This is a genomic window from Formosa agariphila KMM 3901 (assembly GCF_000723205.1).
Taxonomy (GTDB): Bacteria; Bacteroidota; Bacteroidia; order Flavobacteriales; family Flavobacteriaceae; genus Formosa; species Formosa agariphila.
Map to the genome: position 1 here is coordinate 3,391,876 of NZ_HG315671.1, position 23,737 is coordinate 3,415,612.

Annotated in this window: 29 protein-coding genes; 7 read left to right on the forward strand and 22 right to left on the reverse strand. The window is 35.1% G+C overall.

From position 1 onward, the window contains the following. Positions 1–187 precede the first annotated feature (187 nt). The gene (locus BN863_RS14195) at positions 188–1,150 is read right to left on the reverse strand and encodes a GSCFA domain-containing protein (protein ID WP_038531789.1); all 963 of its coding nucleotides are present in this window, start codon (positions 1,148–1,150) and stop codon (positions 188–190) included. Between the two features lie 3 nt (positions 1,151–1,153). Further along, positions 1,154–3,772 (reverse strand): alanine--tRNA ligase, encoded by a 2,619-nt coding sequence (gene alaS / locus BN863_RS14200; RefSeq protein WP_038531790.1) that lies wholly within the window; start codon positions 3,770–3,772, stop codon positions 1,154–1,156. A 227-nt stretch (positions 3,773–3,999) separates the two neighbouring features. Here alaS and BN863_RS14205 point away from each other — a divergent pair, with 227 nt between their 5' ends. The 6 genes from BN863_RS14205 (at position 4,000) to BN863_RS14230 (ending at position 8,340) form a co-directional block, all read left to right on the forward strand. Next, complete coding sequence (locus tag BN863_RS14205) at positions 4,000–4,971, forward strand: M23 family metallopeptidase (RefSeq protein WP_038531791.1); 972 nt, start codon at positions 4,000–4,002, stop codon at positions 4,969–4,971. Beyond that, complete coding sequence (locus tag BN863_RS14210; protein ID WP_038531793.1) at positions 4,971–5,300, forward strand: MerR family transcriptional regulator; 330 nt, start codon at positions 4,971–4,973, stop codon at positions 5,298–5,300. The genes BN863_RS14205 and BN863_RS14210 overlap by 1 nt, the downstream gene beginning before the upstream one ends. Before the next feature lie 14 nt (positions 5,301–5,314). Further along, complete coding sequence (locus BN863_RS14215) at positions 5,315–5,914, forward strand: LemA family protein (protein WP_038531794.1); 600 nt, start codon at positions 5,315–5,317, stop codon at positions 5,912–5,914. A gap of 9 nt (positions 5,915–5,923) precedes the next feature. Next, positions 5,924–6,364 carry a TPM domain-containing protein gene (locus BN863_RS14220; RefSeq protein WP_038531796.1) on the forward strand — a complete coding sequence of 147 codons (441 nt, stop codon included), beginning with the start codon at positions 5,924–5,926 and terminating at the stop codon, positions 6,362–6,364. Next, positions 6,365–7,192 (forward strand): TPM domain-containing protein, encoded by an 828-nt coding sequence (locus BN863_RS14225; RefSeq protein WP_038531798.1) that lies wholly within the window; start codon positions 6,365–6,367, stop codon positions 7,190–7,192. It abuts the gene before it with no gap. Between the two features lie 224 nt (positions 7,193–7,416). Further along, positions 7,417–8,340, forward strand: a complete 924-nt coding sequence (locus BN863_RS14230; RefSeq protein ID WP_051774842.1) for a mechanosensitive ion channel family protein — start codon at positions 7,417–7,419, stop codon at positions 8,338–8,340. A 116-nt stretch (positions 8,341–8,456) separates the two neighbouring features. Here BN863_RS14230 and der read toward each other — a convergent pair whose 3' ends face one another. Then, a complete protein-coding gene (gene der / locus BN863_RS14235; RefSeq protein WP_038531799.1) occupies positions 8,457–9,764 on the reverse strand; it encodes a ribosome biogenesis GTPase Der in 1,308 nt (435 codons plus the stop codon). An 86-nt stretch (positions 9,765–9,850) separates the two neighbouring features. On the opposite strand from der, the gene BN863_RS14240 reads away from it, so the two are divergent. Further along, positions 9,851–10,345: a hypothetical protein gene (locus tag BN863_RS14240; RefSeq protein WP_038531800.1), complete on the forward strand. Its 495-nt coding sequence runs from the start codon at positions 9,851–9,853 to the stop codon at positions 10,343–10,345. 4 nt (positions 10,346–10,349) lie between these two features. Here BN863_RS14240 and era read toward each other — a convergent pair whose 3' ends face one another. From era to BN863_RS14335, 19 genes are all read right to left on the reverse strand, one after another. Beyond that, positions 10,350–11,234, reverse strand: coding sequence for a GTPase Era (gene era, locus BN863_RS14245; RefSeq protein WP_038531802.1), 885 nt, complete (start codon positions 11,232–11,234; stop codon positions 10,350–10,352). A gap of 150 nt (positions 11,235–11,384) precedes the next feature. Beyond that, the gene (locus BN863_RS14250) at positions 11,385–11,789 is read right to left on the reverse strand and encodes a hypothetical protein (protein WP_038531803.1); all 405 of its coding nucleotides are present in this window, start codon (positions 11,787–11,789) and stop codon (positions 11,385–11,387) included. A gap of 204 nt (positions 11,790–11,993) precedes the next feature. After that, on the reverse strand, positions 11,994–12,818 hold the full coding sequence (locus BN863_RS14255) for a DNA adenine methylase (protein ID WP_038531804.1): 825 nt from the start codon (positions 12,816–12,818) through the stop codon (positions 11,994–11,996). Between the two features lie 195 nt (positions 12,819–13,013). After that, complete coding sequence (locus tag BN863_RS14260) at positions 13,014–13,337, reverse strand: hypothetical protein (RefSeq protein WP_038531805.1); 324 nt, start codon at positions 13,335–13,337, stop codon at positions 13,014–13,016. A gap of 2 nt (positions 13,338–13,339) precedes the next feature. Then, positions 13,340–13,813 (reverse strand): hypothetical protein, encoded by a 474-nt coding sequence (locus BN863_RS14265; RefSeq protein ID WP_038531807.1) that lies wholly within the window; start codon positions 13,811–13,813, stop codon positions 13,340–13,342. After that, positions 13,814–14,275, reverse strand: coding sequence for a hypothetical protein (locus tag BN863_RS14270; protein ID WP_038531808.1), 462 nt, complete (start codon positions 14,273–14,275; stop codon positions 13,814–13,816). It lies immediately after the preceding gene. Positions 14,276–14,287: 12 nt separating this feature from the next. Further along, a complete protein-coding gene (locus BN863_RS14275) occupies positions 14,288–15,529 on the reverse strand; it encodes a leucine-rich repeat protein (RefSeq protein ID WP_038531809.1) in 1,242 nt (413 codons plus the stop codon). 7 nt (positions 15,530–15,536) lie between these two features. Next, positions 15,537–16,187: a hypothetical protein gene (locus BN863_RS14280; RefSeq protein ID WP_038531810.1), complete on the reverse strand. Its 651-nt coding sequence runs from the start codon at positions 16,185–16,187 to the stop codon at positions 15,537–15,539. 1 nt (position 16,188) lies between these two features. Then, positions 16,189–16,968 (reverse strand): phage baseplate protein, encoded by a 780-nt coding sequence (locus BN863_RS14285; RefSeq protein ID WP_038531811.1) that lies wholly within the window; start codon positions 16,966–16,968, stop codon positions 16,189–16,191. A 2-nt stretch (positions 16,969–16,970) separates the two neighbouring features. Next, positions 16,971–17,465: a hypothetical protein gene (locus BN863_RS14290; RefSeq protein ID WP_038531813.1), complete on the reverse strand. Its 495-nt coding sequence runs from the start codon at positions 17,463–17,465 to the stop codon at positions 16,971–16,973. Further along, the gene (locus tag BN863_RS14295; RefSeq protein ID WP_038531814.1) at positions 17,455–18,294 is read right to left on the reverse strand and encodes a hypothetical protein; all 840 of its coding nucleotides are present in this window, start codon (positions 18,292–18,294) and stop codon (positions 17,455–17,457) included. Before BN863_RS14295 ends, BN863_RS14290 begins: the two co-directional genes overlap by 11 nt. Position 18,295: 1 nt before the next feature. Further along, positions 18,296–18,616 carry a hypothetical protein gene (locus BN863_RS18110; protein WP_051774844.1) on the reverse strand — a complete coding sequence of 107 codons (321 nt, stop codon included), beginning with the start codon at positions 18,614–18,616 and terminating at the stop codon, positions 18,296–18,298. Next, positions 18,617–18,973, reverse strand: coding sequence for a hypothetical protein (locus tag BN863_RS14305; protein WP_038531815.1), 357 nt, complete (start codon positions 18,971–18,973; stop codon positions 18,617–18,619). It abuts the gene before it with no gap. Next, the gene (locus BN863_RS14310) at positions 18,970–19,251 is read right to left on the reverse strand and encodes a hypothetical protein (RefSeq protein ID WP_038531816.1); all 282 of its coding nucleotides are present in this window, start codon (positions 19,249–19,251) and stop codon (positions 18,970–18,972) included. Before BN863_RS14310 ends, BN863_RS14305 begins: the two co-directional genes overlap by 4 nt. Next, positions 19,251–19,454, reverse strand: coding sequence for a hypothetical protein (locus tag BN863_RS14315; RefSeq protein ID WP_038531817.1), 204 nt, complete (start codon positions 19,452–19,454; stop codon positions 19,251–19,253). Before BN863_RS14315 ends, BN863_RS14310 begins: the two co-directional genes overlap by 1 nt. Before the next feature lie 5 nt (positions 19,455–19,459). Further along, the gene (locus BN863_RS14320) at positions 19,460–19,945 is read right to left on the reverse strand and encodes a hypothetical protein (protein ID WP_038531819.1); all 486 of its coding nucleotides are present in this window, start codon (positions 19,943–19,945) and stop codon (positions 19,460–19,462) included. After that, positions 19,942–20,901, reverse strand: a complete 960-nt coding sequence (locus BN863_RS14325; protein WP_148304621.1) for a hypothetical protein — start codon at positions 20,899–20,901, stop codon at positions 19,942–19,944. Before BN863_RS14325 ends, BN863_RS14320 begins: the two co-directional genes overlap by 4 nt. 8 nt (positions 20,902–20,909) lie before the next feature. After that, a complete protein-coding gene (locus BN863_RS18115; protein ID WP_051774846.1) occupies positions 20,910–21,524 on the reverse strand; it encodes a DUF6046 domain-containing protein in 615 nt (204 codons plus the stop codon). Then, positions 21,524–23,548, reverse strand: coding sequence for a phage tail tape measure protein (locus BN863_RS14335; RefSeq protein ID WP_038531822.1), 2,025 nt, complete (start codon positions 23,546–23,548; stop codon positions 21,524–21,526). Before BN863_RS14335 ends, BN863_RS18115 begins: the two co-directional genes overlap by 1 nt. Between the last annotated feature and the right edge of the window lie 189 nt (positions 23,549–23,737).

Below are 23,737 nucleotides of genomic sequence, written 5' to 3' on the forward strand. Positions count from 1 at the left end.
TTTAAACATAAAAAAAGCATCAATTTCCTACTCACATACAAGATGCCTTTCTGAGATTGATGCTTTTAACAGATTGATTAATAGCAAGGCTAAAATAATTTTTTTTTAAATATTTAACGATTTTTTTAGATGACTAACATTAATATTAGTCATAAAGCTTTATAAATGAATTAATTAAAATAATTTCTTACAAAGAGAAAGAAACACCTTCTATTTCCCGTTTTACTGCTGTAATTCTCGCATGCAAATCTTTAAGAAATTTCTGATGTTGAACAGAGGAAGCATTTATAGGTTTATGATGTAATCCGTTTTGAATGATTTGCACCTCTTTCATTAACGACGTTGTAGTAGATGATAACCATGACGCTTTAAACTTGTCCCAAATATAATCGATAGCAACTTGATTCGGATGAATTAAATCGGATGCATAAAAGCGATAATCTCGAAGTTCGTCCATCATAATTTCATACGAAGGAAAATAATAAAGCTGATGTTTTTTATTAATCTCTACAAGTTGATGAATTGCTGAAATAAGATGGGATTTACTTCGGGTATTCTCCACCATACCATCTTTAGTATGACGAATAGGTGAAACCGTAAAAATAACATTCGCTTTCGGGTTTACTGCTGCAATTTCATCCAACATATGTTGTAACGATTCTAAGATCTCAACACTACTAAGTAACTCTTTTTTAAATGCCTTTTGTGGGACTTTATGGCAGTTAGCGACAATAGTGTTAGATTCTAAGTGCCGATATACCCATGCTGTTCCTAATGTAATAACAATATGAGTTGCACTTTCTAAATAGTGCTTGGTATGTTGTAATGCTACATTTAATCCGTTTAAAACTTCTGTCTTGTCAATTCCGCTTAATTTGGAATGCGCCTGATAACAGTGCCAAAGTTCATTCTGAAGAAATAAGTCATCTTCGGTATATACTTTACCCTTTATAGCATGTGTTATTAAGTGTTCTATAGCCTTTGGCTGAAACAAAACACCAAAGGGATTTTGAAGGTTTTTAAATTTAAAAAAATCGAACTTTTGCCCAATATTTTCTACAAAACAAGACCCCAATAACAACACTTTAGACTGATAATCGATTTGATTTTCGGTTTGTTGTTGTATTGGGATCTCGGTAAAAAATTTCATAGGTTAGGCCTTTACGACATAATTTTTGGCAGCTTCTAATGCTTCTGGTATACCTTCTGGTTTTTTACCTCCGGCTGTAGCAAAAAACGGCTGACCTCCGCCGCCTCCTTGTATATATTTTCCTAATTCGCGAACCACTTGTCCTGCGTTTAATTTATGTGTTTCTACTAAGTCTTTAGAGATGTAACAAGACAATAGTGCTTTACCATTTTGTTCTGTTCCAAAAACTAAGAAAGCATTATCTAAATTGCTCCCTAACTCGAAAGACAAGTCTTTAATTCCAGCTGCATCTAAATCGACTTGCTTTGCTAAAAACTGAATTCCGTCTATGGTTTCAATTTCATTTTTAAGTTCGCCTTTTACGTTTTTAGCTTTTTCTTTTAAAAGTGCTTCTACTTGCTTTTTTAAATTTGAATTTTCATCTTGTAAACTTTGCAATGCTTTAACAGGATCCTGAGCATTGTTAAGCAATTCTTTCACTTCAAAATAAATCTTACTACTATCTGTGTAAAATTCTCTAACAGCATCGTTGGTAATAGCTTCAATTCTACGAATTCCTGACGCTACAGCACTTTCTGACTTGATTTTAAAGTGCCAAATCTCTGATGTATTTTGCACGTGAGTTCCGCCACACAATTCAATAGATTTACCAAAACGAATTGCACGAACTGTATCGCCGTATTTTTCGCCAAACAATGCCATGGCACCTTCGTCTATTGCTTTTTGCATTGGTATATTACGTTGCTCTTGTAATGGTAATTTCCCTTCAATACGTGCGTTTACGAAATCTTCTATATCTTGTAATTGCTCGTTAGTTACTTTAGAAAAGTGAGAAAAATCGAAACGTAAATGTTTAGAATGCACAGCAGACCCCTTTTGTTCTACATGCTCTCCTAAAATTTCGCGTAATGCTTGGTGTAATAAGTGCGTTGCCGTATGGTTACAAGAGGTTCTGTAACGTTGTGTTTCATCTACACCTGCCTTTAACACATTATTTAGATCTTCTGGAAGTTCTTTTACTAAATGATATACAACGTTGTTCTCTTTTTTAGTATCTAAAATATAGGTAACGTTTCCGTTAGCCGATTCAATATAACCTTTATCCCCCACTTGTCCTCCACCTTCTGGGTAGAATGGCGTTAAATTGAAAACAAGTTGATACATGGTCCCTTCTTTTTTCGAGACTACCTTTCTATAACGTGTAATTTTAACCGGTGTTACCAAGGTATCGTAACCTACAAATTCCTGAATATCGTCTTCTATTAAAACAGTCCAATCGTCTGTAGACATTTCACTAGCCGATCTCGATCTTGATTTTTGTTTTTCCATAGCGGTATGAAAACCAGCTTCGTCCAATTCTAACCCTTTTTCACGAAGGATTAAAGACGTTAAATCGATTGGAAAACCATACGTATCGTATAATTCGAATGCTTTTTCTCCAGAAACAACTGTATCCGAAGTATGCTCTATTACACCATTTAGGAGTACTAGACCTTGATCTAATGTTCTTAAGAAAGACATTTCTTCCTCTTTTATAACATTCTGAATCAGTTGTTTTTGGGATTTTAATTCTGGAAATGCCTCCCCCATTTTATTACTAAGTACATTTACTAATCTATAAATAAATGGCTCTTTCTGATCTAAGAATGTAAAACTGTAACGTACGGCTCGACGTAATATTCTACGAATAACATATCCTGCACCTGTATTACTTGGCAATTGTCCATCGGCAATAGAAAATGCTACAGCACGTACGTGATCAGAAATTACACGAATGGCAACATCTACCTTTTCATCCTTACCATATTCTGTTTTAGAAATGGTTTCTATTTCACGAATAATTGGTGTAAATACATCGGTATCGTAATTAGATTGCACACCTTGCATAACCATACACAAACGCTCGAAGCCCATACCTGTATCAATATGTTTATTAGGAAGCATTTCTAAACTTCCGTTGGCCTTACGATTGTATTGCATGAATACTAAATTCCAAATCTCTACCACTTGTGGATGATCTTCGTTTACTAATGATTTCCCATCTACTTTAGCTTTTTCTTCAGCCGAACGAATGTCTACATGGATTTCACTACATGGTCCGCAAGGACCTTGATCGCCCATTTCCCAGAAATTATCTTTCTTGTTCCCCTTTAATATGCGGTCTTCAGGCACAATTTCTTTCCAAAAATCGTAAGCCTCCTGATCCATAGGAGTACCATCTTCTTCATCACCTTCAAAAACAGTAACATACAATATGTCTTTATCTATGCCATAAACATCGGTTAATAACTCCCAACACCATGCAATAGCTTCTTTTTTAAAGTAATCTCCAAAACTCCAGTTTCCAAGCATCTCAAACAGCGTGTGATGATACGTATCATACCCTACCTCTTCCAAATCGTTATGTTTACCAGAAACACGTAAACATTTTTGAGAATCGGTTAAACGCGTATTTGGTGGTTTTGCTTGCCCCAAAAAGTATTCTTTAAACGGTGCCATTCCAGAGTTAACAAACATTAACGTAGGATCGTTCTTTAAAACCATTGGTGCAGACGGCACAATAGTATGACCTTTACTTTTGAAAAATTCTAAATATTTAGAGCGAATGTCTTGAGATTTCATATGATATGTAACAAACTGTTATTTTATTGACTACTTTTAAAGAGTCATTTTTCGATTTTAAAGTGCAAATATATTGTTAAATTCAGGTTTGCTTGAAGCTAGAGCTAAATTATTATCATTACTTTTTTAAATTTGTAATGAAAATATTTTAGTAGGTTTGCTAGAATACCCTAGGTTTAACAAACACGTTTCACCTTTATAATTGCAAAAATAGTATAAATTAAATAATGAGTAAGGTAAAATATTATTATGATCCTGAGACGCTTTCCTATCGTAAAATAGAGCGTAAAAAGCGTAAGACGTTTAAGTACATATTAGGATTTATTACGGCTTCAGCCTTATTTGGATTTTTAACTGTTTTTGTTACAAGCCATTTTGTTGAATCGCCTAAAGAGAAAGCTCTAAAGCGCGAACTATCGAATATGCAATTGCATTACGATATGTTAAATAAAAAGATGAATGAAGCTTCTGAAGTTTTAGCGAGTATAGAAGATCGAGACAATAACATTTATCGTATTTATTTTGAAGCAAATCCAATTCCTAAAGAACAGCGTATTGCTGGTTTTGGAGGAATAAACCGCTATAAAGGTTTAGAAGGTTACGATAACTCTAAACTTATTATTGAAAGCAGTAAAAAATTAGACGTTCTTCAAAAACAAATTGTAGTACAATCTAAATCTTTAGACGAAATTGCAAAATTAGCAGAAGACAAAGAAAAATTATTAGCTGCAATCCCTGCCATACAGCCTGTTAATAATGTAGACTTAACCAGAATAGCTTCGGGATATGGATACAGAACCGATCCTTTCACTAAGGCTCGTAAATTTCATTACGGAATGGATTTTACAGCACCTCGTGGCACTCCAGTATATGCCACAGGAGATGGAGTTGTAGTTCGTGCCGATAATCACTCTACTGGTTACGGAAATCATATTAGAATAGATCATGGCTATGGTTATGTGAGTTTATATGCGCATCTTTACAAATACAATGTGAAGAAAAATCAGAAAGTAGAACGTGGCGATTTAATTGGATTTGTTGGAAGTACAGGACGTTCTGAAGCACCGCATTTACATTATGAAATTTTTAAAGACGACGAACGTATTAACCCAACAAATTTCTATTACGGAAGTTTAACTCCAGAAGAATATAACAGTCTGCTAGAAAAAGCTTCATTAGAAAATCAATCTTTAGATTAATGCATATAGATTTACCAGAAAAACGATATTATGGTATTGGCGAAGTCGCCAAAGCATTTGGTGTTAATGCCTCTTTAATCCGCTTTTGGGAAAAAGAATTCGATGTGCTTAAGCCTAAAAAAAACGCTAAAGGCAATAGAAAATTTACGCCTGAAGATATTAAGAATTTAAAATTAATCTATCATTTAGTTAAAGAACGAGGATTTACGCTAGATGGCGCAAAAATCCACTTAAAGGTAGAAAAAAAGAAAACTTTAACTAACTTTGATATAATAGAAAAATTAGAAGACATAAAAAATCAGCTAATTAGAATTAAAAACCAACTTTAAAAAAACTAACAATCATGAAAAAATGGTTAATTCCCGTAATTATTATTGCAGCTATTGCATTTGGTCTCTACAATTGGGGAGTAGGATTTAATAACACTGCAGTTAGATTAAACGAAAACGTGAGCGAAGCTTGGGGTAATGTACAAACCTCTTACCAACGTAGAAATGATTTAATTGGAAATCTTGTTAAAACAGTTCAAGGTGCAGCAGATTTTGAAAGATCAACATTAACAGATGTTATCGAGGCTCGTGCTAAAGCTACGTCTACAACAATTAATCCTGAAAATATAACTCCAGAACAATTACAACAATTTAATGAAGCTCAAGGCGGATTAAGTAGTGCACTGTCTAGATTATTGGTATCTGTAGAGCGTTACCCTGATTTAAAATCTAATCAGAACTTTTTAAAACTTCAAGACGAATTAACAAGTACTGAAAACACTATACAAACGGCTCGTGTTCGCTATAACGAAGCGATTAAACCTTATAACAATCATGTTAAAACATTCCCTAACTCATTGTTAGCAGGCTTGTTTAACTTTGATGCAAAACCATATTTCGATGCTGAAGCGGGTGCAGAAAAGCCTGTAGATGTCGATTTTGATTTCAAATAAAATTATATAATGGATTCTAAAGTAGAAAGATTTCTTAGTCGTAAAGAGGAAAACGAAATCGTTGAAGCAATACGCTTAGCCGAAAATCAGACCTCCGGTGAAATCCGAATTCATATAGAAAAAACAGCTTCCATAGACGTTTACGAACGCGCTATGGAAGTTTTCCATGTCCTTAAAATGGATAACACTAAGCTTCAAAACGGCGTACTAATTTATGTTGCAGTAGAAGATAAAACCTTTGTAATTTACGGCGACAAAGGCATTAATGATGTGGTTGATGATAATTTTTGGGATACCACTAAAGATGTTATTCAGTCGTATTTTAAACAAGGAAAATTTAAAGAAGGTCTTGTAGAAGGCGTATTAAGAGCTGGAAAAGAACTTCAAGCTAATTTCCCTTGGGATGCATCAGACATCAACGAATTGCCTAACGAAATTTCAAACGGATAAATCGTGCTAAAACTTAAAAACACTTGGTTATTTACATGCTTATGTATCGCATTTTGTTTCTCACAAATGCTTACTGCGCAATTTGATATTCCAACAAAACCAGAATTTCAAACCAGTGTTTACGATTATATCAATTTACTATCTCCTTCCGAGAAAAGTAATTTAGAGCAAAAACTTGTAAAGTATTCAGACACGACTTCAACACAAATTGTAGTTGCAATAATTGCCACAACTAAAGGTGAAAACATCGGGCTCTTAGCTCCAAAATGGGCGCAATCTTGGGGTGTTGGTCAAGCTAAAGAAGACAATGGTATATTTATATTATTAGCCAAAGACGATCGTAAAATTTGGATTGCTCCAGGTTACGGAGTAGAAAACCGTCTTACAGCTGGTGTTGTTGGTGAAATTACAAGAAACGTTATTATTCCAGAGTTTAAAACCGGAAGCTTCTATGCCGGTTTAGATAAAGGTTCCGATGCTATTTTCCAACTTCTAATGGGAGAATACCAAGGATCTAGACAAAATGCAGAGCCTGAAGGGTTCCCTCCTGGATTGGCCATGTTCATGATTATAATGTTTATTATTTTTATGATAGCTATTTCTAAAAATAAACGCGGCGGTGGCGGTGGAGGCAACGGTAACAACCGTAGACCCACTAGTATTTTAGATGCCATTATTTTAAGTAATATGGGCCGTGGTAGTTACGGCGGTGGCTTTGGATCTTCTGGCGGAGGATTCGGTGGCGGTAGCTTTGGCGGCGGTGGCGGCTTTGGTGGTGGCTTCGGTGGCGGAGGATTTAGCGGTGGTGGAGCCGGTGGTAGCTGGTAACAATTATCATATTTTCAATTATATCCCGTTTATTTTCTTTAAATCTGATTTCTAATCAGTTCATACCTCTATACTTTTTTTGTTATATCCTTTTTGTTTAACTTTAATATAAAAGGCTATGATTTCTCTATATATACCAATAAACTTTAGGGTGTAATTTCTTATTTTTCATAGCTAACTTACATTAGATGTATTCGTATTTCTAATCCAAAAAGTATCAAGCCATGAAAAAATATTCAAACTTAATATTTAGTGTTTCCTTACTAATTATAGTGTTATGCCTAAATCCTATTGCAGAGCTTTTAACACGAATTACGACCTTAGATTTTTCATTTTTAACCAACCAAAAACACAACTTCTTAATTGCTGTAATGGCTTGGATTAGTATAGAAGTGTTACACAAACTCAAGAAAAGGTTTTTAACATATTACGACATTACTCAAGAAGACAATTTACATTCTAGAAAAGTTTATACACAATTTAATATTCTTGAAAAAGTCATTATTTTCATTATTATTATGATAGCAACAGGCCTAATATTATTGTCTTTCGAAAACATTAGAAAAGTTGGAGTTGGCCTATTTGCTTCGGCGGGTGTGGCAGGTATCATATTAGGGTTATCTGCTCAAAAAGTTGTTGGAGCTTTACTTGCTGGAATACAAATTGCCATAACGCAACCTTTTAGAATAGACGATGCGGTAGTTGTAGAAGGTGAATGGGGCTGGATTGAAGAAATTAACTTAACCTATGTGGTTATTAGAATTTGGGACAAAAGACGACTTGTTTTACCATCGTCTTATTTCTTAGAAACTCCATTTCAAAATTGGACTAGAAATAATGCCGATATTATGGGAACTATATTTTTATACACGGACTATAATATTCCTTTTGATGATTTAAGAACGGAGTTGACACGACTACTAGAAGGTAGTGATTTATGGGATGGAAAAGTAAATGTATTACAAGTTACAGAATCTAAAGAAACAACCGTAGAATCTAGAATTTTAGTCAGTGCAAGAAACTCACCTACCGCTTGGGATTTGAGAGTCTATATTCGCGAAAAGATGATAGAATACATACAAAAAAACTATCCAAACAGTTTACCAAGAACGCGTGTAGTTATAGAAAAAAATGGTTTAGACCTTTGATAAGAAGATAGCCTAATGTCTATTTTTACCTTTCAACTATTTAAGCAGAACTTGATTTATAAACATAAAAAAGCCCATTCTTTTCAGAATGGGCTGTATATTACTGTAATATTTAATTATTTTTTACGCATATATACACTTACGGGAACCCCGTTAAAATCGAAATGCTCACGCAATTTGTTCTCTAAAAATCGTTTATAAGAATCTTTTACATACTGCGGTAAATTACAGAAGAATGCAAATTGAGGTTGCGGTGTTGGCAACTGTGTAATAAATTTAATTTTTACGAATTTTGCTTTATATGCTGGTGGAGGATAGCTTTCAATTATCGGCAACATCACTTCGTTTAAAACACTTGTTTTAATTTTCTTAGATCTGTTTTTATATACTTCAACAGCAGTTTCAATAGCTTTAAAAATACGTTGTTTATTTAATACTGAAATAAACACAATTGGCACATCTGTAAACGGCTCCATTTCACGACGAATCTGTCTTTCAAATTCTTTAGCAGAATTTGTTTCTTTTTCAACTAAATCCCACTTATTTACAAGTACAACAATTCCTTTTCTATTACGCTCTGCTAACCAAAAGATATTCTGAACTTGTCCGTCGAAACCTCTAGTGGCATCAAGCACAATAATACATACGTCACTATGCTCTATAGCACGCACACTACGCATTACTGAATAAAATTCTAAATCTTCTTTTACCTTAGACTTACGACGAATTCCAGCCGTATCGACCAAATTAAATTCGAATCCGAAACGATTATATCTGGTATCGATAGAATCACGCGTTGTTCCTGCTATATCTGTAACAATATAACGCTCCTCACCGATTAAGGCGTTAATGAATGATGATTTCCCTGCATTAGGACGTCCCACGACAGCAAAACGAGGTAAAGCATCTTCTTCCTCCTCTTCTTCTTGTTCTGGTAAGGCTTCAACTAAGGCATCTAATAAATCTCCTGTTCCACTACCATTTATACTTGCTACAGTAAAATACTCGCCTAAACCTAAAGAATAAAATTCTACAGCATCTTCGGCACGTTTCCCGTTATCTACTTTATTAACTACTAAAAAAACAGGCTTAGTGACTTTACGTAACAATTTAGCGACATCTTCGTCCATTCCAGTTACACCAGTCTCTACATCTACCATAAAAATAATAGCATCGGCTTCTTCTATAGCCAATACCACTTGTTTATCAATTTCTGCCTCGAACACATCGTCACTTCCTTTTACATATCCTCCGGTATCGATTAACGAAAATTCTTTCCCGTTCCAGTCACTTTTTCCGTAATGTCTATCGCGAGTAACCCCACTAACTGCATCTACAATGGCTTCACGTCGTTGAATTAAACGATTGAAAAATGTTGACTTACCAACATTTGGTCTTCCTACTATGGCTACTATATTACTCATATACTTTTAATTGTCTGCAAAGGTAGTGTTTAGATATTTAAGAAAAAACTGTAATTTAACGCATTCTTTTAAACAAGAGAAAAAATATGCTAATAGATAACGACATTGCACTACGCCCAAGATTTAATATAAACATTCCTAAAAGTAATACAGATGTCTTATCTAGCTTTGAAAAGCTTAAAGATACACAAACAGAATTTATAGTCTCTCGTGTAGATGACCATGTATTTATTAGAATTCCAAAACATAAACAACATTTTTGGTCGCCTCAATTACACCTTGAAATTAATGAAACAGAAGGCAATAACTGTAAGCTACATGGGCTTTTCGGACCAAATCCAACAGTATGGACTATGTTTATGTTTTTACATTTTATAGTCGCTATGCTATGTATTGGTTTCGCCATTTGGGGCTATTCTAATTGGGCATTAAAAACAGCTTATGGCTTACAATTGGGAGTTTGTATAGCAATGGTTATTGCATGGTTTGCTCTTTATTTTATTGGACGTGCAGGACGAGCAAAAGGAAAAAACGATATGATGCTTTTACATCAATTTATGAAGAAAAGCCTAAATTTATAACGTTTTACTTCTGATTATATCCAAAACGACGTAATTGATTAGCATTTGAACGCCAATTCTTATTCACTTTCACGTATAACTCTAGATGGATTTGCTTTCCGAAGAATTTTTCTAAATCTTTTCTTGCTTCAACTCCAACCCGTTTTAAAGCCGAACCTTTATGGCCAATAATAATTCCTTTTTGTGTTTCACGTTCTACCATAATTACAGAACGCACACGAATAATTTGTTCTTCTTCAAAAAACTCTTCTGTATCTACTTCTACAGCATAAGGAATTTCCTTTTTATAATGAAGTAGAATTTTTTCACGAATGGTTTCATTAATAAAGAAACGCTCTGGTTTATCTGTTAATTGATCTTTTGGATAGAATGGTGGAGAATCTGGAAGCAACTCGATAATACGATTAAATACTTCAGACACATTAAAACCTTCTAAAGCCGAAATAGGAAAAATTTCTGCATTTGGCACTTTACTACTCCATAACCCCACTTGAGCTTCTAATTGCTCTTGATCGGATTTATCAATCTTATTTAAAAGTAATAAAACAGGGATTTTAGCAGCTGTAATTTTATTAAAAAAAGCTTCGTCTTTTAATTCAGTTTCACCAATTTCAACCATATAAACTAAAACATCTGCATCTTCGAAGGCCGACTTTACAAAATCCATCATAGACGATTGTAACTCGTAAGCTGGTTTAATAATCCCAGGTGTATCTGAAAGAATCACCTGAAAATCGTCTCCATTTACAATTCCTAAAATACGATGACGCGTGGTTTGTGCTTTGGAGGTGATTATTGATAATTTCTCACCTACAAACGCGTTCATTAATGTTGATTTTCCTACGTTTGGATTTCCAATAATATTTACAAAACCTGCTTTATGATTCATCTTTAACTACATTTTAGAAGTTGCAAAGTTACAACCTTGGTTTATTAAATCCGCTTTTACGAACATAATACTTTGTTTTCAATTCAATATAAATGAAAAAAGCGACTAAGACTATGTCTTAATCGCTTTTTATATTTGGTTTTAATAAGATTACATCCCTACTAAACTCATTGCTTTCTTTAAAATGTCTGGATTACTAGAAATCCAACTCATTAATTTTTGAGTTAATTCTGGATTATCCATAACATATTTCATTAATTGACCTTTAGCATCAGGGTTTTTCGTGATAAAATCTGTAACCTTAGCTTGTGTTTCTGGGTTAGATTTTAAATATTCTGTAGCTTGTCTTCTAAGAGGTGAATCCTTATCTACTAAAGCTTCTTTTACTTTAGTTTGTGCTTCAGGATTATTCATAAAATAAGACTTCATTTGGTCTGCACTCATATCTGACACAGCTGTTGTAGCTGCATCTGCTGCTGTTGATTTTGAAGAATTACAGCTAAAGAATGTTGTGCAACATAATGCAATAGCAATTACTAATACTGATTTTTTCATGGTTTTAAATTTAATGGTTAATATTTTTTGATAAAAATACTACTTATTTGTTAAATTATTCCAAAATTAATAACTTATAATCGGGAAATCAAATTGTACACGTTTTGAAATCAAATTGTACAAAGATTTTAACAAATGTACATAAATTACCACCGTTAAAACAGCCATTAAATGCCTTTTAAACGGTGGTTAAACACTCTAAACTTACTTAAATAACATAATATCGGTGTAGCTACTATTGTAATTAACACTGGTATTAACCTCCAATTTGGTAGCATGAGCAAACGGATTAGTAGTTAATGTTCTGTTACCAACCCACTCACAAAGCTCTATAATTGAAGACTTATTTGAAGTAAAATAGAAGTATCTATGTCCTTCTAAAACACTCAGGACATCTAAGTAGTCCGTTAAGTTCCAATAATTCTTATACGTTACCGACGTTGTTTGTAAATAAGGTGGATCAATTAAAAACACAACCTTATCGCTATCCTTGTACTGTTCAAACAACACTTTATAATCTAAGCTCACAATATCCAATCCGTTTAAATATCCCTCAGCTTTATAATCGCTCATTCTAATGCAATTATACAGAGTGCTTTTTACTAAATCCTCATAATTAAGCACGTACTTCATACTAAACAATAAAGATGAAGACAACGTAATATAATCTACATAGTTATATTGGTCTTCATGTCTTTTTATCGCTTTTAAGACGTTTTCTCTGGTTACACCAGTAATACGCTTATCCTTTGGCCATTCGCTTATTAGCATGCGTAGTTTCTCTAATAAGTTATTGGTCTCAGGTATCGCATTAATACGCTTACGATAATTATCGAAGTCATTATAGACAACTGTAGCATTTGGATAGTGTTGTTTTGCTGTATGTGCTAGCAAACCACTCCCACCAAATAAATCGACATATATTCCGTCTGGGGGATAGTTATGCAAAGCATCCTTAAAAGATTTAATAAATTTCCGTTTCTGACCCATAAACGGCAAAGGCGCAGTGTTGTACACTTTTTTACTCATTTTACTATTCGTTTTTTGATTAATGATTGATTGATGTTTACTATATTTGTGCCTCTCACAACCCAAAACAATAAAGCCCAAAGACTCTGAAAGACATATTGTCCTCCAGTAGCCTTTGGGCTTGTGTTTTAAAGGTTGTGAGAGATTTTTAAACGCTGGGGGACTTTTATATAATCCCACCTTAATAATCGTTGATTAATCGATTATTGTATAGTTTTTTTCGAGGGCTTCCCTCGTTTGTTTCATATCTTTTTGTGCTTGTGTAGTGGTTTTACAAACGCCTTTAATGTTTGCTTTAGGCGTTGTACCGTCTTCTAATATTTCTAAATAAAACACATAAGAACTTCCTTTTTCTAGAGATTTTGCGCTTACGTTGTAATTAGAATGCATTCCTGCACTTATTATGGCGCGATCACTTATAATATCTGTTACGATGGCAATTTTCTTGTAAAGGGTTTGCTTTTGTGCAAAGCTTGAAACGCTTACCATTAAAGCGATTATTAATAGTGTTTTTTTCATATTTAAGATTGTAAAAGATTTATATTCTCGTATTGGTGTACTTTGGTTCTGGCACGTAACACACCGCTGTACATGGCATTATAACAGTGGTTTTTATCTATATAGTCTAGTAGTTTAACCATTAACACTCCAAAGCGGTTTAAGGCGTTTAATTCTGCATTCCAACCCAATACTTCGCTTATAGTATCGTCTTTGTCTCCAAAGGCGTAACGCAAATCTTTTTGCACCAGAAACAACCAATTAAAGAAGCCTCCAAATACAGCATTACCTAACTGGTCGTAACTTGCTGCTATTTGTATAAAGAATAACGAGGTGCCAGATAAAATATCTCTTACTTTACGTTTTTCTTGCGAAATACTAGAGACAACCTTCCAGAGAAATGCCAACGGTGTTATTATTATAAATAACACCAAGCTTACAACTATTAATACAAGGCCTAATAGCACTTTACCAATGTTTATTACTGCTTCTTTCATTTACGCTTCTGTTACTAGTTCCTGTTCGTGTATAATTTCCCAGTCTGAAGCTGTAAGGGGTGTTAGCATATTATTCTCATCTACTTTACTGTAGTTTTCGTCTGCCACTATTTTAATTAGTGTGGCATCTGTTAGCACTTCTGTAAGTTGAGTACTAAAGCTTTCCGACACTAACACATCTGTATTAGCAGCTGTAAACAAAGCATCCATATTGGCTTTTAAAAGCGTAAGGCGTTTAACGTGTTGGCGGCCTGCAATACCGTCTTTTACAGGTAACGGCATAAGATTATAAAGCGGTGCCCCTACACTTGGGGTGGCATTTTCCTGTTGTTCGTAATAGCCTACAAGTACCACACTTGTATTGCCTAAAAACTTAAACTCTTCTAGTTTTACAACCGCGATACCACGCTTATTAATTTGTGCATCTAACAGCACTGTTGATGTTGTTCGTATTTGTTTCATTTTCTTAAATTATTATAGTGTTGACACATAATCCCCGTTGTCGTCGTAAAATTCTACAGTATAACCTCTTGAGTCTTTTAAATACTGTAAATCCTCGTCAGCTAAACCTCCGTTGCTAGTAGCTAAGAACTCATGTACTTTTATCGTTCTATTTCCTGATGCATTAGTAAACATAGTGTCGTCTCCTACTGTTGGTCCTGCTTGTTTTAATTTTTTAGCTGTTAAGTTGGTATTGAAATCATAAAATGTAAGATTTCCACTTAGTATAGCTTCTAATGAAGGCATTTCCCAATTTACCAATAATGGAGTGTTTCTAATGCTTTGTCCTCCTCGCCACGTAACGCAATTATTCATTACAAGTGAAGTGAGATTGCTCATATTTCTAAAAGTCCCTCCAGAGTTGAAGTTAATAACCCCGTTAAATGTTAATTGAGATACCCCACAATTATAAAAAGCATTAGAACCAAAACCAACAACTAAATCACTGTCATTATAAAAAGTAAGGTTTTGGTCGTTTTGGAATGCGTAACTAGCTATGCTGTACGAAGGAGCTAAAACCTTAAATTTAATTCTATCGGAGTCAATGGATAGATTTACTATCCTAGCAGCCTTAACCCCTATTTTCTCCCCTACTAAGGCTCTAGATGTCAAAATATTCTGAACCCCTCCTAATTCGGTATTAAAATCTAATGGATTATCTACATATCCAATATAGTTTACTTCCCAATTTCCTGTAGAATATAGAACTCCTAAAGGGTAGCCGTTATTAGCCGTCATAGCTTCTATCGGAACATATATATCACAATCAGGGTTTACCCCTACAAACGCATTTGTCTCTGAAGATGGGTCTGTTAGAGCAGGCATTTTAATCTCTATCAAATTAGGTGTGCTTTGCAAAAACCCGTACCCTATATACGTTAAACCTACAGCTTCAAAATACTGTAGATTAGCACACCCTCCAAATATGTTAGAAGATATCCCTTTCTTAAGTCTGCCTTCTAAGCATTTAAAATATGTTAAATTTAAATTATCTCGGAAGGACTGAGTTCCCGTTATCTCGTAATCAATATCAATATAAGCTTCTACATCACTTCCTATTATTTTGAAGTAAGGTATGTTTGATGCGTTTATTCCTAGTTTACTTGCTAAAACCAACTTATCTGGTACGTCTGTAGAGACTCCTCCTATAAATGTGTTTGGCTCATAATACGGGTTACTAATACCATTAATATATTTTTGCTGTATCAAACTCATAGTATTATTATACTTCCCATTCGCCAGAGGCGTAAAAGGTGTCGTTGGTTAATTTCTTTTCTACCATACCACGGTAACCGTTACTTAACAATGTACCATTAGGAGCTAGCAACATTGCACCACCACCATCGGTTAAAATGTTTAATTGCCCTGTTCCAATGGTTATAAAGAAACATACAAAGCCGTCGCGTAATACGCCTGTTGGAATAGTAATATTCCGTACCACCGTACCATTTATAAAAAAGGTTTGGCGAAAATGGGCATCGGTAAGGGTAAGGTCTCCAGTAGCATCTGTAACCTCTAATTGTTTGTTTAAACTGTTATCGGCTACTTGTGCTTTTTCTTCAGTAGTAAAGTCTTCTGTACTCAAGCCTTTGCCTTCTATTTTATCTACCTTATTTGAAATATCGATATCGTCTCCAGATACTAGATTTTCTAATTTATCCTTTTCAGCCTGAGAAAAGCTTCTTTCACTCAATCCATAACCGTTAACCTTATCAACTTTTTGGTCTAAATAAGTGTCTAGATTCTGAATATCTGTAGTGGGAATTTTATCGTCTTTATGCCGAAAAGAATCCCAAGTTGCCCAAAACTGCGCCTGTGTAGGTTTTAACCCTGTTTTAAACCAGTTTTTTATTGTTGTAAGTGCTGTAGCCATATTAGTTTTCTATATAAATTATGTATGCTAAAGTGTAGTATGGTGGTCGGTTTTCGTGAGATTGGCCGCTTCCTGCGTTGTTTGTTTTTGTAACTTCTCGCGCATATATGTTCCCATCGTGAGATAGTTTATCGCCTGCGTTAATACCTCCAGATTCGTTACTATAAACGGTATTAGTAAGATCGTGATCGTGAGCAGGAAGTTCGGCTTCGGTTAACGTATGCTTCTTTTCTCCTCCCGTTTTCCCTATGGTGTTATAATCGTAATCTGAAGAATCGTAACCAACAATAAACCGTCCTTTTAAGTTTGGTGTACCATTGGTTCCGTCGCATAATTGCCAACCACTTGGAATTTGAGTTACAGAACCGCTGTATAGTTGTGGGTTTGTTCCTGCAGGTAGAATACGAGATTTTAGATTTCTAAGGGTATCTACTTTTACAAAATCGCTCCACGGTATAGCACCTGTTCCTGTTCCAAATCCAACCCAACGCTCAAAAATCACATCTTTTACATCTCCATTTTCAAAGATTTTTTGTGTTGCCGTTTCATATATTTTTACAGAAATTAAAGGTGTACCTCCTTTAAAAACAAAAGCTTCTCCGTTAAGGTAAACAATACCGTCGGTAACATTTGCCCCTACAAGCTCGCAGCCTTTTAAAATGGTTTTATCGCCTGCCATTTCTCCAAGCCCTCCCAATAGTGCTAAACTACTTTGTAGTGCATCTAAAATGTTTGTGCTTAGTCCGAAACCGCCCGTTTGGTTAAAGTTTAAATGATTCATATTTAAATGGTAATTATTTTATAGTTTTTGCCTGCTAGTTTGTAAAAATCAATCAGCCCAATAACTTCATATTGTTGTAAATTCATTATTTCTAGAGGTACGTACACCGTAAAATCGGCTGCAGAACCTACAAGTTCATTTTCATTATACAGCCACGTTTTATTTGCGCCTAAACCTATTTCGGTTTCTGTATAAATGTAATTGGGTCGATCTTCGCCTTCAGTATAAATATAGAAGGCAGCATGGACATCGCCATCGTTTATAAAAATGCGTCGCTGTTCTGCATCAAACCGATCGTTAAGTGCGCCACGCATACTGCATACCTGCCAACTGTGTTCTAATTTGTAAATGTTTGCTAAACGGTATTGACGCCAATTGTAATGCAGATTTACTAACGGACTTATCAAGGCATGTAAATACGCTATTACTCGAGGTTGCCGAATGTTAATCGGCAATACCAGAATGGCTAATCGTTTATAATTAATACTATACCACATAGGTTATGTTATCGAAATTATTGACTTTAAAATATCCTGATGTTGGAATGGTTTTTACATCTACTGGCACAGGATCTCCGTAATCGTCTAGTTGGGGATCTATCCAAGCACTTTCAATATTTACAATATGTGCTATTTTTACTCCATTAACCAATTGCAGTTTGTCTACAAAGCTTTGCACTATAAACTCACCATCGAAAGGGAGTTCTTTCATGTATTCCTTAATAGCATCTTCTACAGGATAGTTACCGTTTAGAATACTCATACCTGTATCACTAAGTACCAAGGGGTCTCTATAAATACGTAGGTCTAAATACAAAATATCTGGTTCGTAATTAATAATAGTAACTTTTACACCTGCAGGTTTTATTTCAGCGATGTAAGCATCGAATGCACTACGTTGTTCTAGAGTAATAGGAGAAAGCTCTTCGCTAGTTTCGCCTGCAATTTTTAGTATAACACGGCTGTCTACTTCACTTTCGTTAACAGCAGCATACTTAATTATTTTTGATGTTTCAATTTGCTCTTCGGTTGCGTTGTCATTATCAAAATTATCGGTGTCGGTTATTAAATCGAAACCATACTGGTATTTTAACGCCATAAATCTATACCACGGTAATCGGGCGTTTTTCTGATTTAAAATTTGAGTATCTACCTCGGTAGCATGTAAATCGAACAACAGCTCGTGGGTATGAATTGCCACAGCTATGACATAAGCAAACAAACGATAAATGGATACTTGACTAGTACTGGTTAAGTTTGCTAAGTTCACATCACCTAGAATGTTATTTAGAATTTCTGTATGTATTACGGATATTGTACGTGCCATATTATCGAACTATAAAATCGTTTTCAATTGCCATATAACCTATACCTTCAAACTCTGTAGGGTCTGTGTCTCCACCGCCTTCGGTATCTGTAGTTTCAAGATTTGTAGATGTTGCTGGTTTTAGTTGTTTGTGTTTATAATAATTTTGTATGCTTGGTTCTGAAGCTTCGAGACCAGGAATCTGCAATACCGTTCCAGTAGATATAACCGAGGATATACTCAAGCCATTTGCAACTGCTAGATCAAGCATTTCGTTAATACTGCCATACTCTTGTATGGCGATATCTAACAAACTCTGATTATATTTTACTCGTATTTCCAATTACTTTTCGTGTGCTAATTTATATTCCTCGAATTCCTTTAGTAGCTCATTATAGCTTTTTTGCAAACGGCTATATTTAGTTTGCCATCTACGTTCTACCTGTTGTATTTTTTGACGCCATTGTTCATCTATCTCACCCTGTCTTTTTTTTAGAAGCTCCATATCTCCACGCATTTTATCTAAGCTAGCATCGCTATCTGCAACCATATCTTTATAAATACCTTGAATTTTAGAGGTTAAATCGGCATCGTCTTGTTTAAAGCCTTGGATACGTTTTTTACGTTCAAATAACCATGCACCCAAACCTCCTATACCTAGTATGATTTCACTTATATATGGTTTTAAAACTTCTATCATAATGTGTTACTTTTTAATGTTATGTAGTTTTTTATGTCTTCGTAATTTTTACCGTCACGCTGCAAATGCAACTTCACTTTTGTCTGCAGCTCATTATTATCTACACTGCTATTAATAAACTTTAAAAGGTTTGCACCCAGTAAAGGATCTTCTTTAAGCTCGCCTTGATTCATTCTTAAAATAATACCGACTTCTTGAGTTAAACTATCTCCTATTTTAAAATCGCCATTTTCAATAAGCAAATCGTCGGTATCATCTAATAATATATCTTGTTCCATTACACTTGAATTGTAGTTGTTACACTCGCGCCATTAGAAGCGGTTCCTGTTGTTAATCTACCAATTGTGAATTCTGCAACTCCAGCTGCTATTTCATCAGCCAAATGTTGCCTAGCCTCTTCAATGTTAACATCTGGATTATCACTATTTAATTCCATAGCTGCTTTAATTTTTGCAGATAACTGTGCTTGTGTAATTGGCATAATTATTATTCTATTAAAATGGTGTTTAAACGTTCTTTAATCGCGGTCATTTCTAGAATATTAATGGTATTACCGTAAATGACTTTTATTTTATTAATCTCATCTATCATGTCGTTTAAAACATCTTTTAGAGATTCGTTATTCTGTTTTATTATAAACCCAGTTTCTTTAACTGTTAACTGTGTTTGGTTGGCTGTAATAACCGTTTCTTCAAGGTCTGTACAAGCCATTAAAAACGTTGCAGCCTCTTGGTTTAAAATTGTACCTACAAGACAACGTGCGCCTTTTTTTGGCTTCCTAAAACAATCTCCAACACCTAATAACACATCATGAAACTCGAGGTTATCTGCAGTTCCTTTGGCAACCATTGTTTTGTCTTCCCAGTTTACTGAAATGGCCTCAGCCCAATGGGTTTGTATTTTGGTGTTTTTATTAAAAGTCTTAGTAATAAGATTCCCAAACTCTTGTATTTCCTGTCCGTTTTTTTTCATAACACACTACCTCCTAAAGTGATTACTTGACGTATTTTAGACCTATCGAATGTTTTTTTAACAGACTCTATATAATAAATCCCTTGGCGGTCTTCGTATAAATTACTCTCGAGCTTGACTCTTAATCCGTGACTTACCGATGGTATACCAAAGGCTGTAAAACTCCCATCGAAACCGCCACGTTTTTTAGTTTCGTAATCTTTCTGCAGAAGCTTTTTTACTTCAGCTTCTACTTCAATATTGTAATAAGTTAATTGGTAGGTATCACCACCATCATCGCCAATTTCAACTTCTATTTTTTTACCGTCTTTTAATACCGACACGCCTTTTATTTTTAAAATCACGTCTTCAGCATTTCTATAATTTAGATCGTTACTAACAGCATTGCGTTCTAAATGGAAATTCACGGTGTCCTGGTTAGTATCGTCACTATAATATTTACCACAAACAAGCTGTTTGCCTTTCATATAACTAAACAAGTTATACGGTGCATTTTGCAACTTATCTAAAACAGCTGCTACGTTTGTTTGAGCAAAACGAACACCGCCTAATTCTACACCTTCTAGAGCATCAACATTATATCCTGGTGCAATGGTTTCTAATAGTTTTTTAAGCGTAACTGTTTTAAAACTTACATTAACAGGTAACTGTTTTAGTTTCCACATTTCATCTTCGCAAGTAATCTCTATTGGTATGTTTGCCGATACCTGAGTTACGTAACCTTCAAATTCGGTATTGTATGTCCCGTTATAACCAAAAGCAATCATTACTGGAGCACCACGTCTAAACACTTCTCGAACCTTATTTTTATCAAAGAACTTTACGTTTCTAGGTAAACGAATAATAGCCTTATCCGTTAGTAACTTAAAACTAGATTCAACTTCTACAGAGGACACCTTATCTAGTATAATCTCACGCCTTCCATTAAATTCTGGAAACGTTATTTTTATATTCATCGCTAGTGTCATAAAACCAATTCTAAGGGTTCGTCACTACTTGCGGTAATCTCAAACGGGATTACATTTTCTTTGCCTTGAGCCTGTTTAAAATCAACATCCTCTAGAGTAATTCTATAAATACTTTTATCAATAAACAGTTCGCCTAATACCTCTATACTATCGGCCAAGCCTTCCCAAGGCAATAAACTCAAATGCTGTTCATAAGCCGATTGATTTGGTGTATCTAGACACAAGCCTCTAATACGTATCTGCCAATCGTCGAAACCGTATATTTCCTTTACAGTACCGTTACTTCCTAATACTTGAGTTTTAGTAATGTTCTTGGCACGTCTAAAATCAACCATTGTAGCAGGTGGCAATTCAAAATCGTTTAATTGCTTTTGTGCCAATACTGCAGTCGATTTATAATATTGGTACGATCCACCTTTAAACTTCATCGGAAACATAATAGGCGTACCCATCCAACTCATTTTCTTTGCGGCCTCGTAAGTTTTTACAGGAATCGACTGGTAGTTTACCAAACCATTATTAGGCGCTTGGTTATCTACCTTATAAGTAATAGGTATTACACCAAATGCGGCGTTAAACAATTGCGATATGTCGGGTCTATATGTACTCATTATAAAGAGATAAGCGAATCGCGTAAACGATCGTTAATTTTTCCTGTTACGGCATCGGCTATTTTATCGATGTCGTTGCGCCAATTACCATCTATATTGAAATAGTTTTTAATGTCTAAGTTCATGGTAACGGTTTTGCCTGCACCTTTACCAATACCGTTTAAACTGCTTGAGCTTCCAGAACCGCCAGAACCACTAGTTCCTGTTGGAGCTGTTTTACCATCTAGTAAATTTGTGAAATTGCCTAAACTAGAAGTCGAAGTTGAAGCACTTTGTTTTTCAGTATCTTCTACAAGGCTTAAAGAACCGCCTGCTTTTTTAAATGCAAGACCAGATTCTAAGGCAACTTTGGCAGCTTCTTGATAACCATCTACAATAGACTTTTTTCGAGCTTCAGTATCGGCGTTTATTTGGTTTAACATGCTTTGGTTTTCGGCTGTATCCCCAATCCCCATTGCAAGTTTAAACTTATACCAACCTTCTTTAATTTGGTTTATACCAAGCATTAAGCCGTTAGTCATGGTATTAAAATCGGCTTGAATTTTTAGTACAAAGGCACTAAATAATAATTTTGCACCTGTCCAAGTATGTTCCCACGCTTCGCCCCAACCTGTAACATTCGTACTTAGCCAAATTATTCCTGCAGTTAAGGCAGCAACGCCTACAATTACCAATCCTATTGGGTTTGCTGTTAAAGCAGCATTCCATAACCATTGTGCAGCCGTTCCTATTTTTGTTGCTGCTGTTTGTATCCAAGTTACCTTGCTTAATGTAGACATTAAAGGAATCATGGACGCGATACCTGTAACTACTGGAGACAATTCCACGACTGAGGACGCTATACTTCCAAAGGTAGAACTGAACGACGTTTTTAAGTCGGCTAACCAACCACGAATACCGCCATTAGCTTGTTTTATAGATGGAATATTATTTATATCTAAATCGATACTTCCTAAACCTTCAATCCAACCAAGCCCAGCGTCTTCGCCTGCCCCCTTAAAAATATCGGCTAAAACCAGTTGTTTGGCTTGAGTAGTTGCACCTTCCATAGATTTACTAATCATTTGCACGGCTTCAAAAGAGGTTTTACCTGCTAAATCTTCAGCAGCCAAACCAATACCTTTTAAAGCATCTATTTGTGGTTGTCCTAATTCACGTAAAGACAAATCGGCTTCTTTAATAGAGTCGATGGCTTTGTCGCTAAAAATCCCATCTTTACCTGCCTGAGCCATTAATGCGATAGCTTGAGATTGCGATAAACCGAGTTGCTCTATAAAGGTTGGGTATTCTTTAAGTTGATCTATAAAATCACCATTAATGTTTGCACCTTTTTCAAATCCTGCTTCAATAAGCGCAAAGTTCTCTTCGTAACTACCACCAATTTGTTTAGTCATAGCATTAGCAGCTTTGGCAATTTCGTCTGGACTTTCTTTAAATACAGCACCAAGTTTATACGCTTTAGCTGTTAAATTGTCTAAGTCATCGCCTGAAGCTCCAGAGAACCGTTCAATGTTTGTTTTTAAATCTTCAATTTCTGTAGTAAACCGTAAACCATCAATAGCCTTGTTAACCAATTCAACAGTTTGATTTGCTACAACAACAGCAGCACCCCAGTTGGCTTTCAGTTTTTCCGAATCGGGACCTTTTTCAATATCCTCAAGCTCGTGTTGTACTTCAACTAATTGCTCTTTATAACGTCTAACTTTAGTTTCAGCCTGTTTTACATCAAAGTCTATTTGTTTTCTCGTTAACGGATCTACAGTATCGCCTAAACTTGCTAAATGATCTTTTAGGGATTTAATGTGAGTCTCTTCCTTTTTTATTTCAGAACTTAGATCGTTAAAACTTTGAATGGCTTGGTTTGCAGTAGATCGTGTAGTATCGTCCATATCGTCTAAAGCAGCTGTAACATTGCGTAATGTTTTATCTACAGCCTTGGTACTTTTATCTACACCACGCATGGGTGCAGACACCTTGTCCATAAGCTCTAAAATCCATTGTGTTGTTGTACTACTACCTGACATATTATTTACTAAATACCTGACCTAATATTTCGGCCATTGCTTTTTTTGTTGCTAGTTCAGTTACTTTAAAGAGATTCTTATATTCAATCGCTTTTACATAGGCATATTCCTGATAGTGTTTTGCCCATTCTTTATTAGAGAGCGTTTCAGGATCTAATTTGTAATGGCTACGTAAAAGCGCATTGATTT

Excerpts from the sequence above, each read along its gene's own strand:
- BN863_RS14195 (WP_038531789.1), bottom strand. The coding sequence starts at position 1,150 with ATGAAATTTTTTACCGAGATCCCAATACAACAACAAACCGAAAATCAA.
- alaS (WP_038531790.1), bottom strand. The coding sequence starts at position 3,772 with ATGAAATCTCAAGACATTCGCTCTAAATATTTAGAATTTTTCAAAAGT.
- BN863_RS14205 (WP_038531791.1), top strand. The coding sequence starts at position 4,000 with ATGAGTAAGGTAAAATATTATTATGATCCTGAGACGCTTTCCTATCGT.
- BN863_RS14210 (WP_038531793.1), top strand. The coding sequence starts at position 4,971 with ATGCATATAGATTTACCAGAAAAACGATATTATGGTATTGGCGAAGTC.
- BN863_RS14215 (WP_038531794.1), top strand. The coding sequence starts at position 5,315 with ATGAAAAAATGGTTAATTCCCGTAATTATTATTGCAGCTATTGCATTT.
- BN863_RS14220 (WP_038531796.1), top strand. The coding sequence starts at position 5,924 with ATGGATTCTAAAGTAGAAAGATTTCTTAGTCGTAAAGAGGAAAACGAA.
- BN863_RS14230 (WP_051774842.1), top strand. The coding sequence starts at position 7,417 with ATGAAAAAATATTCAAACTTAATATTTAGTGTTTCCTTACTAATTATA.
- der (WP_038531799.1), bottom strand. The coding sequence starts at position 9,764 with ATGAGTAATATAGTAGCCATAGTAGGAAGACCAAATGTTGGTAAGTCA.
- BN863_RS14240 (WP_038531800.1), top strand. The coding sequence starts at position 9,851 with ATGCTAATAGATAACGACATTGCACTACGCCCAAGATTTAATATAAAC.
- era (WP_038531802.1), bottom strand. The coding sequence starts at position 11,234 with ATGAATCATAAAGCAGGTTTTGTAAATATTATTGGAAATCCAAACGTA.
- BN863_RS14250 (WP_038531803.1), bottom strand. The coding sequence starts at position 11,789 with ATGAAAAAATCAGTATTAGTAATTGCTATTGCATTATGTTGCACAACA.
- BN863_RS14255 (WP_038531804.1), bottom strand. The coding sequence starts at position 12,818 with ATGAGTAAAAAAGTGTACAACACTGCGCCTTTGCCGTTTATGGGTCAG.
- BN863_RS14260 (WP_038531805.1), bottom strand. The coding sequence starts at position 13,337 with ATGAAAAAAACACTATTAATAATCGCTTTAATGGTAAGCGTTTCAAGC.
- BN863_RS14265 (WP_038531807.1), bottom strand. The coding sequence starts at position 13,813 with ATGAAAGAAGCAGTAATAAACATTGGTAAAGTGCTATTAGGCCTTGTA.
- BN863_RS14270 (WP_038531808.1), bottom strand. The coding sequence starts at position 14,275 with ATGAAACAAATACGAACAACATCAACAGTGCTGTTAGATGCACAAATT.
- BN863_RS14275 (WP_038531809.1), bottom strand. The coding sequence starts at position 15,529 with ATGAGTTTGATACAGCAAAAATATATTAATGGTATTAGTAACCCGTAT.
- BN863_RS14280 (WP_038531810.1), bottom strand. The coding sequence starts at position 16,187 with ATGGCTACAGCACTTACAACAATAAAAAACTGGTTTAAAACAGGGTTA.
- BN863_RS14285 (WP_038531811.1), bottom strand. The coding sequence starts at position 16,968 with ATGAATCATTTAAACTTTAACCAAACGGGCGGTTTCGGACTAAGCACA.
- BN863_RS14290 (WP_038531813.1), bottom strand. The coding sequence starts at position 17,465 with ATGTGGTATAGTATTAATTATAAACGATTAGCCATTCTGGTATTGCCG.
- BN863_RS14295 (WP_038531814.1), bottom strand. The coding sequence starts at position 18,294 with ATGGCACGTACAATATCCGTAATACATACAGAAATTCTAAATAACATT.
- BN863_RS14305 (WP_038531815.1), bottom strand. The coding sequence starts at position 18,973 with ATGATAGAAGTTTTAAAACCATATATAAGTGAAATCATACTAGGTATA.
- BN863_RS14310 (WP_038531816.1), bottom strand. The coding sequence starts at position 19,251 with ATGGAACAAGATATATTATTAGATGATACCGACGATTTGCTTATTGAA.
- BN863_RS14315 (WP_038531817.1), bottom strand. The coding sequence starts at position 19,454 with ATGCCAATTACACAAGCACAGTTATCTGCAAAAATTAAAGCAGCTATG.
- BN863_RS14320 (WP_038531819.1), bottom strand. The coding sequence starts at position 19,945 with ATGAAAAAAAACGGACAGGAAATACAAGAGTTTGGGAATCTTATTACT.
- BN863_RS14325 (WP_148304621.1), bottom strand. The coding sequence starts at position 20,901 with ATGAATATAAAAATAACGTTTCCAGAATTTAATGGAAGGCGTGAGATT.
- BN863_RS18115 (WP_051774846.1), bottom strand. The coding sequence starts at position 21,524 with ATGAGTACATATAGACCCGACATATCGCAATTGTTTAACGCCGCATTT.
- BN863_RS14335 (WP_038531822.1), bottom strand. The coding sequence starts at position 23,548 with ATGTCAGGTAGTAGTACAACAACACAATGGATTTTAGAGCTTATGGAC.